At 29.4% G+C, this 15,364-nt stretch carries 7 protein-coding genes; 3 read left to right on the top strand and 4 right to left on the bottom strand.

The window, feature by feature from the left end; translation table 11 throughout:
- Positions 1-238 precede the first annotated feature (238 nt).
- From eno to mrcB, 4 genes are all read right to left on the bottom strand, one after another.
- Positions 239-1,537, bottom strand: coding sequence for a phosphopyruvate hydratase (gene eno / locus BCHRO640_RS00805; RefSeq protein WP_015344451.1), 1,299 nt, complete (start codon positions 1,535-1,537; stop codon positions 239-241).
- Positions 1,538-1,614: 77 nt separating this feature from the next.
- Complete coding sequence (locus tag BCHRO640_RS00800; RefSeq protein WP_041567579.1) at positions 1,615-3,261, bottom strand: CTP synthase; 1,647 nt, start codon at positions 3,259-3,261, stop codon at positions 1,615-1,617.
- Between the two features lie 463 nt (positions 3,262-3,724).
- A complete protein-coding gene (gene erpA / locus BCHRO640_RS00795; RefSeq protein WP_015344449.1) occupies positions 3,725-4,078 on the bottom strand; it encodes an iron-sulfur cluster insertion protein ErpA in 354 nt (117 codons plus the stop codon).
- A 341-nt stretch (positions 4,079-4,419) separates the two neighbouring features.
- Positions 4,420-6,756 carry a bifunctional glycosyl transferase/transpeptidase gene (mrcB, locus tag BCHRO640_RS00790; RefSeq protein ID WP_015344448.1) on the bottom strand — a complete coding sequence of 779 codons (2,337 nt, stop codon included), beginning with the start codon at positions 6,754-6,756 and terminating at the stop codon, positions 4,420-4,422.
- Positions 6,757-8,817: 2,061 nt separating this feature from the next.
- On the opposite strand from mrcB, the gene aceE reads away from it, so the two are divergent.
- The 3 genes from aceE (at position 8,818) to lpdA (ending at position 14,397) form a co-directional block, all read left to right on the top strand.
- Positions 8,818-11,487 carry a pyruvate dehydrogenase (acetyl-transferring), homodimeric type gene (gene aceE, locus BCHRO640_RS00785; protein WP_015344447.1) on the top strand — a complete coding sequence of 890 codons (2,670 nt, stop codon included), beginning with the start codon at positions 8,818-8,820 and terminating at the stop codon, positions 11,485-11,487.
- 11 nt (positions 11,488-11,498) lie between these two features.
- Positions 11,499-12,770, top strand: coding sequence for a dihydrolipoyllysine-residue acetyltransferase (gene aceF, locus BCHRO640_RS00780; protein ID WP_015344446.1), 1,272 nt, complete (start codon positions 11,499-11,501; stop codon positions 12,768-12,770).
- 199 nt (positions 12,771-12,969) lie between these two features.
- Entirely contained in the window at positions 12,970-14,397 is a 1,428-nt protein-coding gene (lpdA, locus tag BCHRO640_RS00775) for a dihydrolipoyl dehydrogenase (protein ID WP_236608112.1), read from the top strand.
- Positions 14,398-15,364 lie beyond the last annotated feature (967 nt).

The following is a 15,364-nucleotide window of genomic DNA, read 5'->3' as shown; positions in this document are numbered from 1 at the left end:
AAGACACATTAAGAATTAACTATATTACTCGTCTATATATTTAGATAGACTGTTTTTGAGCTCACAGCAATAATTACATATATATTTTCATATTAAAAAATACGTAAATTAATTACTTTTTAACTAATGCTCTATTATCGTATAAAGCATACAAATTGTTTCATCTTTTAATTTTTCTATAAAAATATTCTTTTATCTATTTTATATATATATTTAATATACTGAATTAAGTCATCAACTATGACATAAGTTTATTTTTAAATCTATAAAACACTCCTTTTTTTCCTAACATTTCTTCTATACGAATTAGTTGATTGTATTTAGCTACTCGTTCAGAACAACGCACAGGTCCAGTTTTTATTTGACCTGCAGAGGTACCCACGGCTATGTCAGCAATGCTTGTATCTTCAGTTTCTCCGGAACGATGTGAAATAATTGTACCGTAACCTGCATTTTTAGCCATTTTAATCGTTTCTAGTGTTTCAGTTAAAGACCCTATCTGATTGCATTTAATTAAAATAGAATTTGCAATATTTCGATTAATACCCATTTGTAACAAATTTATGTTAGTTGCAAACAAGTCGTCTCCTATTAATTGAATTTTATTACCAAGAACTTTGGTTTGGTAAGCAAATCCATCCCAATCGTATTCGCTTTGTCCATCTTCAATAGAAACTATCGAGTATTTTTGCGCTAATGATGACAAATAATAAGTAAATTCTTCAGAAGTAAAAAACTTTTTTTCACTTTTTATGTGATACTTATTGGTGGATGTATCAAACAATTCAGATGCAGCACAATCTATTGCTAGGACAATATCTTCTTTTAAAATATAACCGGACTGTTCTATAGATTCTTTTATTAATTCTAATGCAGTGGCATGAGAATTAAGATTAGGAGCATATCCACCTTCGTCACCTAATTGCGTGGATATTCCTTTATTACTTAATATTACTCTTAAATTATATGATATTTCAGATCCCATCTGGATTGCTTCTTTGATGGTTTTTGCTCCAACCGGGATAATCATAAATTCCTGAATATCTAAATTATTATCAGCATGCTTACCGCCATTAATAATATTCATCATAGGGAGCGGCATAATAAATGTATTTTTTGGCGCGTCATACAAATCAGAAATATGCTGATATAATGGAACATTTTTAAATGCCGAGGCTGCTTTTGCAACTGCTAAAGAAACACTCAAGATAGCATTAGCACCAAATTTTGATTTATTACTGGTTCCATCCAAATCAATCATAATAGTATCAATAACACGTTGTTGCGTTACATCCATGCCTATTAATGCTTTATGAATGGGTCCATTTACAGAACTGACCGCTTGTGTGACCCCTTTCCCAAAAAACCGTTTGTTATTATTATCCCTTAACTCTAAAGCTTCTTGAGAACCAACAGATGCTCCAGACGGAACAGATGCTAATCTAGAACCACCTTTGATATATACTTCGGTCTCTACTGTTGGATTACCACGAGAATCAATAACCTCACGTCCAACAATATTTAAAATCTTAGGCATTTTTATTTCCTTTGTGAATTAATCTTGATTTTCATGCGAACCAAAAAAATAATATCATAAACATTGACTCGTATGTACTAAATTAATTTATTATGACGATGTTGGTACTCTATTGCAGCTTTTATAAAACCTATAAATAAAGGATGACCTTCACGAGGTGTAGAATTAAATTCAGGATGGAACTGACTACCTATAAACCATGGATGATTTGGATATTCAATTACTTCTACTAAATTATTTTTTTCAGAAAAACCAACACAACTTAATCCAGCATGTGTTATATATTTTAATAACATGTTGTTTACTTCATAACGATGCCGATGACGTTCTAATATAGTACTTTTTCCATATATTTGATGTGTTAAACTCCCCTTAATTAAATAACATGCTTGATTACCTAGGCGCATAGTCCCGCCCAAATTAGTATTATTATTGTGTGTTATAAAAATACCATTCTCATCTTTACACTCAGTTATTAAAGCTATTACTGGGCATTTACAATTAGTTACAAATTCTGTAGAATTAGCTTCTGGCATTCCAGCAACATGACGAGCAAATTCGATCAATGCTACTTGCATACCCAAGCAAATTCCAAAATACGGTATATTGTTTTCTCGAGCATATTGTGCGGATAAAATTTTTCCTTCCACTCCGCGATAACCAAATCCTCCAGGCACTAAAATAGCATCTAAACCATTCAGTGTTTTTTCTATACCTAATTTTTCCACATCTTGGGAGTTAATAAGACGAATATTAACAATAAAACGATTTTTTATCCCAGCATGCTTTAATGCTTCTGTCACTGATTTGTAAGCATCTACCAATTCAATATATTTTCCTACCATACCAACAGTCACTTCTCCTATCGGATGTTCTTGATAATAAATTACTTCCTCCCAATCTGATAGATTTGCCTCGGGACAATTTAAATTAAAACGTTTACAAATATAATTGTCTAATCCTTGGTCTTTAAGTAAAGCAGGTATTTTATAAATTGAATCTACATCTTGCAGAGCAATTATCGCTTGTTTAGGTACATTGCAAAACAAAGAAATTTTTTTTCGTTCACTATTACTGATTACTCGATCAGATCTGCAAATTAAAATGTCAGGTTGAATACCAATAGAAAGTAATTCTTTTACTGAATGTTGTGTTGGCTTAGTTTTTAGTTCTCCAGATACTGCAATAAAAGGCACTAATGTCAGATGTATGTATAAAGTTTGTTCTCTATTTACTTCCATTACCATTTGCCTAATAGCTTCTAAAAAGGGCAATGATTCAATATCACCTACTGTGCCACCTATTTCTACTAATAACACATCGTGACCAAAGGCACCTGCTATAAGACACTTCTTTATAGTGTCAGTGACATGAGGAATAATCTGTATCGTAGCGCCCAAATAATCTCCGCGACGCTCTTTCCGTAAAACATCAGCATAAACTTTACCAGCAGTAAAGTTATTATGATGTCTCATTTTAGTACGGATAAAACGTTCATAATGCCCCAAGTCTAAATCAGTCTCTGCTCCATCTTCAGTAATAAACACTTCTCCATGTTGTACGGGGCTAATCGTACCAGGGTCCATATTGATATAAGGGTCTAATTTTATTATAGTTACACTGAGACCGCGCGCTTCTAAAACTGCAGCCAAAGATGCTGTAGCAATGCCCTTACCCAAAGATGATACCACTCCACCAGTTACAAAAATATAATTCACTCTCACATATCAACCTAAATTATACATTTAATTTATTCACGGTTTAAAATTTTTTTCTATGATCATGGCGGATTATTAGTTAAATAAGTAATTATTATATGCGTATCTTTATTTTTAGAATATAATTCTTATTATTCCTAGATATTCTGCAAAATTTTATAATTAATAAATAAATTATTCGATTGCAAATAAAACATCTAAAAATTACATAACTTGGCTATAAAAAATAAATAACAATACCATCATTGAGTATCATGACATTACGCAATCTTTTACAACAAAACGCAATATTCACTTACTATATAGAGTAATCACAGTAACAACTTTCAATACTTAAAGTGTATACTATACAAAACATGATGTATATATGATACAAACTTTAATATAATAATATTTTATGAACATAATTACAGTAAAATATAACATGTCTGACTATTTGGTATAAGTATTTGTTGTATACAACAAATACTTATACACTGAAAGAAGAACCACAACTACAAGTATTCTTGGCATTTGGATTGATTACAACAAATCGAGACCCTTCTAATCCTTCATAATAATCTATAATACCTCCAAATAAATATTGCAAACTCATAGGGTCTATTACTAGAGTAACGCCATTGTTTTCTACAATACAGTCATCGCTAGAAATTTTATCATCTAAAATAAACCTATATTGAAACCCACTGCAACCTCCTCCTATAATATATACACGCAATTTTAAATGTGAATTACTGTTAATTATTTCATTTTCAGTGAAAAACTTTACTTTTCTGGCTGCAAAATCAGTCAATTGTATAGGAAATTTTGCATCATTATTCATAATTATTAACCTTTTATATCAAATAAAAACATTGTAATTCCTGTTGTAATAATTAATTAATCAATTCATAATTGGAGCATATTTAACTTTATAAAAAATTAATCCATTAAAAAATTTATATAATTACCAAATATATGTTATATACAACGACATTATTTACAATTTATAGACATATATTATATAAATAAATTTTATTTTATTAGGAAATATTTAAATATAATGTTATCAATTAACGATTGATAGAATAAAATAAAAGTGACGTAAAGTATCATTGGACGTTATTATATAAGTCGTACTGCTGTTTTTCCAAACAATTAGCAATCATTTATAGTAAAAATTATTTATCTATTCATTTGTATTGAAATACCTTGTTCTTCTACAGTATTTATTGGTTGCTGATTATATGAGATTATTTTTGATTCTTTAAGTGACTGAAATAATAATTGCCAATCATTCACCCACACCGGCAAAACCTGACAACTATTATTTTTGCTATCATGTAGTGTAAAATTACCACAATTATCTATAGGTATGTACCTAATACCACTAGGTAGTTCTAAATGTAAAGGAGTAGGATTTTTATTATCTAAATACAAATTATATAGAGTTAATGCGCCATTAGTACCTGTTAACTTAGTTCTTCCGTTATTGTCACGTCCTATCCAAACCACAGTTACTTCTGTGTCATCAATTCCAACAAACCAACTATCGCGAAGATCATTAGTAGTTCCGGTTTTTGCGGCTAATTGAGAACAAGGAAATTTTAAAGATAAAATACAAGAAGTTCCTCGTGTTGCTACTTGTTGCATTGCATATAACGTTAAATAAGCTGCTTGAGGGAAAATAACACGCTCTGTCTTGGTAAAATTTTGATATAATACTATATCTTCTTCGTTCATAATATAACAAACAGATGATAAGGCAGAATATTGCCCGCCGCTAGCAATAGTTTGAAACTCCTGAGCAACTTCTATAGGTGTCAAACTAATGGATCCTAAAAGGATAGATGGAAAGGAAGAAATAAAATTAGGCGAAATGCCCAATTTTTTTAAAACATCAGAAATAGCGTCTAATCCTATTGTCATACCTAAATTAACAGTAGGTACATTGAGAGATTTAATAAAAGCATCAATAAGAGTGACCTTGCCTCGAAATTTTCGGTCATAATTTTTAGGGGACCAAATTACTCCATTTGGTTGTTGTAAATGAATAGGCTCATCAGCAATCCATGTATTGAGGTGATATTTATCAGGATGACTTAAAGCTGCTAAATAAATTGCTGGCTTCGCTAATGAACCTATAGAACGACGAGCATGCATAGCACGATTAAATCCAGAAAAATGGGGATCAGATCCTCCTACCATAGCTCGTATTTTTCCACTAAATCGATCTACTACAACTATGGCCCCTTCTAGATCTTTTACGTTATAATAATGTCTTAATTTATGAATACCTAATTCCATTGCCTGTTCTGCTGCTTTTTGGGAAATAGGATCTAACGTAGTAAATATTTTTATTCCAGAAAAATCATTAATTTGATTAATATTTTGTATTTCTTTATTTACCATTTGTGTAAAAGCAGGTTGTAAAATTAATATCTCATCCTTTGGCTGCGTTCCTAAAGGGCGTGCACTAAGAATAGCACACATTTTTTTATCAATAATATCTCTATGTTCTAACAATTTGAGTATTAAATTGCGACGTTCCAGTGTTATGTATGGATTTTTCCAGGGATTATATAAAGACGCTCCTTTTATCATCCCCACTAACATTGCTTGTTGATCTATACTTAATTCATTTATCGGGCGACCAAAATAATAAAAACTGGCTAAAGGAAATCCATGAATCTGATCATTTCCGTTTTGACCAAAATATATTTCATTCAAATATAATTCAAGAATGCGGTCCTTACTATATCGATGATCGAAAATTAAAGCCATATAGGCTTCATTAAATTTACGCCACAATGATCGTGTATTATTTAAAAATAAATTTTTTACCAATTGTTGCGTTAAAGTACTTCCTCCTTGTACAGTACGACCAGAAAAAACATTTGCTAAAAAAGCACGACCAATAGAAGATATCTGAATACCATCATGCTGATAAAAATAACGATCTTCAACAGCTAACAACATATCTATTAATATATCTGGAAACCCTGATCTCGGTATAAATAATCTTTGTTGCTTATTGGGAGCATATAAAATAGATATGATCTTGGGATCAAATCGAAACAAACAAAAATTATTCTTTGTGTCTTGGTTGTAAATGCGGAGTAATTTTTTTTGATTAAAAAAAAAGGATACATGCATTTCTCCTTCTTCTCCACTTGGAAAATTAAAAGGCCTACGAAATAATTCAATGTCATTATTATGTACAACAAACTCTCCTGAATGAGTAATTTTAGAGACTTGACGATACTGTAAAGTTTCCAATAAATGAATTATATCATTTTTATGATACGACATATTAGGTTCTACATTAATCATACGGCTATAAATAATCGTAGGTAATCTCCAAACCTTTCCATCAATACGACTTTGAACTTTCTTATCTAAAAATATTCCATACGCTATAATTAAAACGATAATAAAGAAAAAAAAACATATTACAGTGTATAAAAAAAATAAAGCTCGTTGCACAATGACAGAATGACACTTATATGATAATTGATTCATAAAAATTATATTATTGATATACGTTACAATACTCAGATAAATTGATAATCGGTTATCATTTATTTTCCTTTGATTATACGTGATAGTAGGTCACATAATGAATCACACAAATCTACAACAATTTATGTTTATTTTAAATAAGTAATTCTATCTGTTTAAATAAAACATTATGATTAATGTTAAATAATTAATTAAAAACAAATAAATACTTGGACTACATATATATATTCCTACAAACAAGTTATATTAACTAATAATTAATTATTGAATAAATAAAATGGAATAACACCATAATATATTATTAATGTTTTAAATGTTTAAATATTGATCAATGCCAATGCCAATGCCAATGCCAATGCCAATGCCAACATTATCATAATTATAACTTGCTAAAATACAACAATATTCATACTTATCTTTCTATAAATGTAAATATTTCTCTTTATGCAATACAACTAAGTTTTTATTAAATCAGCTCTAGTACAGTATTAAACTGCGCCACTTATTTAAATTTAATATCAATTAAAATTTTTTATAATTTTTAATTATAAATATAATCTAACAAACTTCTGATAGCTAATAGCATTTTAATTAAAAATATCAAACAATTTTCTAATAATATGAAGCTGTTCTTTATGAAGAAGATTATAAAGAACATTTGATATATACCAAAATATCCATAATATGCGGTTAAAAAATTCCAGTTTATATTCATGTGACTATTGTTATTAACATCTAGAATTGTGAGTATTCTTTGATACTTAATCTACTTAAATAAATATATTTTTTAAAAATTTATAAAACATCGTTAAGGATATACTGATAGTATAGATCATTTTGGTGTTGTATTTTTAAAAAATTTTCGAATTTTTCTTATTCTAAAAAAAATAGACACAAATAAAATTCAAATAATTCGATCATACATAAAATTTCTTAAATTAATGTTTGATGATCAAATAATTTCAATATCTGAAATTTTAAATTTTTATAATTATGACTGAATAAGAATATGATACAAAAATATCTATATTGTATATATATAACATAGATCTTATTATTATAGATTATTTCTGATATGAAGAAGAAATTCTTGTAATGTACTGGTAATGTTATTACCATTAATTCCAGAAGGAATTATTAATATAATATTTCTCTGAATGCAGAAATATTTAACATCATATAATAAACTTAACATATCTGTAATCATATTTTATTATACATAAATTCTTAAATGTACTTAGCGTTCATACTAGTATTTAGATTGTAATTTAAATTAAAAATCCACCATATGCACAATTAATAAGATTAGATGCAATACGACACTGAATGTAATGCATTTCATTACATGTATGATGGATATCATTCAATACAATTATAATTGTATCCTATTATTACTCGTGATACTATCTGAGGATTAGTTAATAATATATACACCATGTGTCTTAACACCGTCTCATTTATCGTTATCAACTATTCAAGTATTATTTTTGTTTGTCACATTTGAATATATAATCAAAATGTTGATACTGTATATAAAATACACATCATAATTAAACACAATAAAAAATTAACATGTATTTTTAATATATTATTATAAAAAATATGAAATATAATTCGATTTTATGATGATATATATGAAACTATCTTACGATGAAATAACATTATTAATTTAAATTGTATAATATAAATTGGTATAAAAAATAAGTTTCTTATACATTTTAATACGATCACTTTAATCAGTGATATCTTATATAGGATTAGTACAAAAATTTATAAATAATATTTTTTTTTGAATATTATTTTTTAATTCTTCATTTCATTATTAATTTCTCTTAGAGAAAAGATCATAGAATGTCATGGACCCATCATACATTCATTGAATTACTGAATATTGTTTTTCCGTAGCAAATATTTTAATTTTTTAAAAAAAATGACACCAATATGTTTTTTAAAATCATTTTATTCATTATATATACAAACGCATGTAAATATTTTATTACAATATTTATAAAATCAACATAAATATGAACATACTTTTAAATACATTAAGGAAATGCTGCAATGTTAGAACGTTCATCTGATGATGTAGATCCCATAGAAACACAGGATTGGTTAAAATCTATTTCTTCAGTTATTCAAAGAGAAGGTGTTAAGCGAGCTCAATTTTTAATGAATCAAATCATACATGAAGCCTGTAATAATGGCGTTATTATTTCTAATAATGAAATAACAAATAATTATATAAATACTATTCCAGTTGAGGATGAACCAGAATATCCCGGAGATCTAGAAATAGAAGAGCGCATATGTGCTGTTGTGCGTTGGAATGCCATTATGATGGTATTGCATGCATCAAAAAAAAACTTGGATTTAGGAGGTCATATTGCCTCATTCCAATCTTCCGCTACGTTATATGAAGTGTGTTTTAACCATTTTTTTCGTGCGCGTAATAAGCACGATGGCGGTGACTTAGTATATTTTCAAGGCCATATTTCACCTGGTATATATGCCCGTGCTTTTCTTGAAGGCCGATTACATGAGGACCAAATAAACCATTTTCGCCAGGAAGTAAAAAATTTAGGACTTCCCTCATATCCTCATCCAAAATTAATGCCAGATTTTTGGCAATTTCCTACAGTTTCTATGGGTCTTTCTTCAATTAGTGCAATTTATCAAGCAAAATTTTTAAAATACTTGAATAATAGAAATCTAAAAGATACCACTTTACAAACAGTATACACTTTTTTAGGAGACGGAGAGATGGATGAACCTGAATCTAAAGGAGCGCTTAATATTGCTGCTAGAGAAAAATTGGATAATTTAATTTTTATTATTAATTGTAATTTACAACGATTAGATGGCCCAGTAATAGGAAATGGAAAAATTATTAATGACTTAGAAAACATATTTAAAGGATCAGGGTGGGAAGTAATTAAAGTTATTTGGGGAAGTAAATGGGATGCATTGCTACACAAGGATACTAGTGGCAAGCTAATTCAACTTATGAATGAAACTGTTGATGGAGACTATCAAACGTTTAAATCTAAAAATGGGGCTTATATACGTAAGCACTTTTTTGGTAAATATCCAGAAACTAGCGCGTTGGTAGACGATATGAGCGACTCTGAAATTTGGGCATTAGATCGCGGTGGGCATGATCCTAAAAAAGTATTTTCTGCTTTAGAAAGAGCTAAAAAAAATAGTTCTGGAAAACCTGTTGTAATACTAGCGCATACTGTTAAAGGTTATGGTATGGGTTCTAGCGCAGAAGGAATGAACGTTGCGCATCAAATAAAAAAAATTAACATAAAAGAAATACGTTATTTTAGGGATAGATTTAATTTAAATCGCGTCAAAGATGACCAAATTGAATCTTTACCTTATTTAAAATTTAAAGAAGGCTCTCAAGAACACATATACTTACATGAGCGACGTAAAACATTATTTGGATATATTCCAAATAGGTTAGAACATACTACTAATTCTCTAGAACTACCAACATTAGAACATTTTTATCCTTTGCTAATACAACAAAATAAAGATATTTCTACTACTCTAGCATTTATACGTGTTCTAAATATATTACTAAAATACACCCCAATTAAAAATAGACTAGTACCCATAATTGCTGATGAGGGCCGAACCTTCGGGATGGAAGGGCTATTTCGTCAAATCGGTATTTATAACTCCATGGGGCAACAATACACTCCTCAAGATCATGATTTACTTGCATATTATCGTGAAGATAAACAAGGTCAGATTTTACAAGAAGGTATCAGCGAATTGGGCGCAGCAGCATCGTGGTTAGCAGCCGCCACCTCATACAGTACTAACGACTTCCCCATGATACCATTTTATGTATATTATTCAATGTTTGGTTTTCAAAGAATCGGAGATTTTTTTTGGGCTGCTGCTGATCAACAAGCTCGAGGATTTTTGATCGGAGGAACATCTGGTCGAACTACTTTAAATGGCGAAGGATTGCAACATGCTGATGGCCACAGTCACATTCAGTCATTGACAATTCCTAATTGTATTTCTTATGATCCAGCATATGCATATGAAATTGCTGTTATTATACAAGATGGCCTTATGCGTATGTATGGAAGTAATCCAGAAAATATATATTATTACATAACTACATTAAATGAAAAATATCATATGCCAGCCATGCCGATAGGAGTTGAAGAAGGTATTAAAAAAGGAATTTATAAGTTAGAATCTTTATCGGGGAAAAATGGAAAAATTCAATTGATGGGATCTGGCGCTATTTTACGTCTTGTTCGTGAAGCGGCTAAAATCTTATCTCAAGAATATAACGTAAGTTCTGATGTATATAGTGTTACCTCTTTTACTGAATTAGCAAGGAATGGGCAAGACTGCGAACGCTGGAACATGTTACATCCCATGGATATACCCAAAATACCGTACATTACTACCGTATTGAATGATTTTCCCACTATAGCTGCTACTGATTATATGAAATTGTTTGCAGAACAAATTAGATGTTTTATTCCAGGTCATCATTTTTTTGTATTAGGCACGGATGGATTTGGTCGATCCGACAGTCGAAAAAATTTACGACATCATTTTGAAGTAAATACAGGTTATGTAGTTACAGCCGCATTAGCCCAATTAGTAAAAAAAGGCCATATTCACGCTGATGTTGTTCTAAACGCTATCAAAATATTTGATATTGACCCTGACAAAATTAATCCACGCCTAATATAAGAGGTAATACGATGACAATTGAAATTAATATACCAAATATTGGAGAGGATGAATTAGAAGTTACAGAAATAATGGTAAAAATAGGAGATAATATCAATGCTAATCAGCCACTTATTATAATTGAAGGTGATAAATCATCTATGGAAATACCATCTTCCTGTTCTGGTATTGTTACTAAAATTTATGTCCATGTTGGAGATAAAGTACATACAGGATCTTTGATTTTACTACTTGATGTGCGAAATCATACTCATGCTTTTACTATTAACGATAAAAAAAATGTTGTTCCTTCTCCTTATATTGTAACAAACAATGATACAAAAAAAGGAGCGATATGTAACGATATACACCATGATGCCGCGATACATGCTACACCATTAGTGCGTCATATGGCTCGTACATTTGGAATAGATTTGTCAAAAATAAAAGGTAGTGGCCGTAAGGGACGTATTTTAAAAGAAGATATTCAAAATTATATAAAAGATATCTCAATGTATTATACAAGCCGTACATCATCCATGCAATCTGATCAATTACCGCCCATATTATCTTGGCCGAAGATAGACTTCAGTAAATTTGGCGATATTACAACCGTAATGTTAAGCAAAATACAAAAAACTTCTGGTGCAAATTTACAAAGAAATTGGATTATGCTTCCGCATGTAACGCAATTTGATGAAGCTGATATTACCGATTTAGAAAGTTTTAGAAAACAACAAAACATTGATATTGAAAAGAAAAAAATAAATTGCAAAATTACACTTTTAGTTTTTGTTATGAAAGCAGTTGCAAAAGCATTAGAAGAGTTGCCACGATTCAATAGTTCTTTATCTCAAGACGGAGAAACACTAATTTTAAAAAAATATATTAATATTGGCATAGCAGTGGATACTCCTAAAGGTTTATTAGTGCCTGTTCTCCATGATGTAAACAGGAAAGGTATTATTTTATTATCACAAGAGTTAGAAGAGCTTGCAAAGAAAGCTCGTACTGGGAATCAATTGACTCCTGCTAATATGCAAGGAGGAAGTTTTACTATATCCAATTTGGGGGGTATAGGAGGTACAGCTTTTACTCCAATTGTTAATGTTCCAGAAGTAGCTATTTTAGGCATTTCTAAATCTTTTATAAAACCAGTGTGGACCGGAAAAAAATTTACTCCGCGTTTAATGCTACCTTTGTCATTATCATATGATCATCGTGTTATTGATGGAGCTGATGGTGCTCGATTTATGACGCTTATTAATAAAATAATTGCTGACACAAGACTATTATCTATGTAAATTACTAATCATATAAAAATAAATTTAAAGATTTCACTTTTTTAAAAAGTGTCTTTCCATCCTTTATGGTTAAAGATAATCTCGCTTAAATTGAGGTATGATATGATAATATCCGTACCATATATAAGTTGAAATACATATTTCTATCAAACTAGATACTATAATTAATAATTGTAATCACAAAATGAAGGCGCCACATATTATGTATATAAAAATAAAAACTCAAATTCTTGTTTTAGGGGCGGGACCAGGAGGTTATTCCGCGGCTTTTCGCTGCGCTGATTTAGGTATGGATACTACAATAGTAGAACGTTATCCTGATTTAGGTGGAGTGTGTCTTAATGTTGGTTGTATTCCTTCTAAAACATTATTACATATTGCCAAATTAATTGAAACACAAAAAAAATTCAATAAATATGGTCTCCTGTCAGGAGAAACACATATTGATCTTGATAAGACGCGTTCTTGGAAAAATAAAATTATTGATCAATTATCAAATAGTTTAAGTGCTATGGCAAAAAAACGGAACGTTAAAGTAATTGATGGAGTTGGTAAATTTATTGATAGTCATACTATTCAAGTTGAAAACAATGAAATGACCTTAGAAATAGCATTCAATTACGCTATTATAGCAGCAGGATCACATACTGTGTCGCTACCATGTATTCCTAATGATCAGCGAATTTGGAATTCAACTGATGCTCTATCTTTACAATCAATACCCGAACGTTTACTCATTATAGGCTCGGGAGCTATAGGATTAGAAATGGCAACAATATATCGTGCTTTTGGATCAGAAATAGATATAGTAGAAATGTGTAATCGAATTATGCCAATTTTAGATGAAGATATTACTAATATTTTTACTAAAATAATTACTAAAAATATTAATTTAATTTTAAATACTAAAGTTAATATAGTAGAAGCTAAGAAAGATGGTATTTATGTAACTATGGAAAATAAACAAACTTTATTAAAAAAAACTCAACGTTATGATGCATTATTAGTAGCAATTGGGCGCGCTCCAAATGGTAACATGTTGAACATCGAGCGTGCGGGAGTAAATGTAAATAAATATGGTTTCATTCCTGTAGATAAGCAGATGCGTACTAATGTTCAACACATTTTTGCTATTGGAGATATTATTGGACATCCAATGCTAGCTCATAAAAGTATTCATGAAGGCCATGTAGCTGCAGAAGTTATTTCCGGTAAAAAACGTTGTTTTGATCCAATAATAATTCCATCCATTATATATACTGATCCAGAAATAGCGTGGGTTGGATATACTGAAAAAAGTGCTCAAGAAAAAAATATAGATTATGAAGTTGCGCTTTTCCCTTGGATGGCTTCAGGTCGAGCAATTACTGAAGATTGTAAAGAAGGCATAACCAAATTAATTTTTAATAAAAAAACGAACAGAATTATTGGGGGATCAATATTAGGCACGAATGCTAGTGAAATATTAGGAGAAATTGCATTAGCCATTGAAATGGGATGTGATGTAGAAGATATTACTCTAACCATTCATGCCCATCCAACCTTATATGAATCAATAGCATTAGCAGCATCCATTCATAATGGATCAATTACTGATTTGCCTAATATAAAAAAACAAACACAATAAATTTCACATGATTCTTTAAAATTTTTTAATAAATAAATTAACGTACAAATAATACTTTACCGTTGTATAGTTTATTGCAATTTATAAGGTAATTTATAAGGTATATAACGAAGTTCATTGCTATTAATACATACAATGAATAATGAATAAATAAATACATTACTTATAACTTTATATTTATACGCTCGGAATACAAGTGTATTTATCTACAAAATATATACATAATCATAAAATTTTTTGCTATTATTAATACGTAACACAATTAACAAACAAGAAAAGTATTCATAATTTAAAGAATGTTGTCAAGTGTTGATATATGAAGTTAAAAGAATATTGTTATGATTTAATTAAACATCATGAAAATATACATGGGGTTTAAATTGATAAAATTTTATTTTTTGATAAACAGTAACCAATATTAACATATACTAACAGAAAAAGTAACGTATACAATTTTAGATTTTTACGGATGAAATGTACATATATAATTAATATATTTTACATATATTCATTTGGGATGCAGAAAGTATATGATTTCATAATTATAAGATACAATATTTTCTCTTTGGTTTAAAGAGAAAATATTGTAAGTGCTGCTTGTATGAACTAATCGATAATTTTTATCTTCACATCCCTTATAAGTATATAAAGGTCTTTTATTACAACTCACAAAAGAAAAACATTGATGATATTTTTTGCTCTTACTTAATAAGATCTTATCAACGACAAAACTTATATAAATTAAATAGTGATACTTTGACTACTAAACATCATCTAATCATGATAGATTCATGATATAATTAAAATAAATTTTTATAAATACTTAAAATTGAATTTTTCGCGCTATTAGTATTAGCACCTAAAATAGAAAAATTATCAAATTTGAAAATATAACAAACATTTAAACTACCGAATGTAATCGAAACAACTTTCAAATTCAATAGTAATATTATGTAATTAATACGAT

The organism is Candidatus Blochmanniella chromaiodes str. 640, assembly GCF_000331065.1.
Taxonomy (GTDB): Bacteria; Pseudomonadota; Gammaproteobacteria; order Enterobacterales; family Enterobacteriaceae; genus Blochmanniella; species Blochmanniella pennsylvanica.
The sequence above is the reverse complement of the archived record's forward strand: the minus strand, read 5'-3'. Positions and strand labels throughout refer to the sequence as shown.

Bases quoted from the DNA above. Each gene is read 5' to 3' on its own strand.
- eno (WP_015344451.1), bottom strand. From the start codon at position 1,537: ATGCCTAAGATTTTAAATATTGTTGGACGTGAGGTTATTGATTCTCGT.
- erpA (WP_015344449.1), bottom strand. From the start codon at position 4,078: ATGAATAATGATGCAAAATTTCCTATACAATTGACTGATTTTGCAGCC.
- mrcB (WP_015344448.1), bottom strand. From the start codon at position 6,756: ATGAATCAATTATCATATAAGTGTCATTCTGTCATTGTGCAACGAGCT.
- aceE (WP_015344447.1), top strand. From the start codon at position 8,818: ATGTTAGAACGTTCATCTGATGATGTAGATCCCATAGAAACACAGGAT.
- aceF (WP_015344446.1), top strand. From the start codon at position 11,499: ATGACAATTGAAATTAATATACCAAATATTGGAGAGGATGAATTAGAA.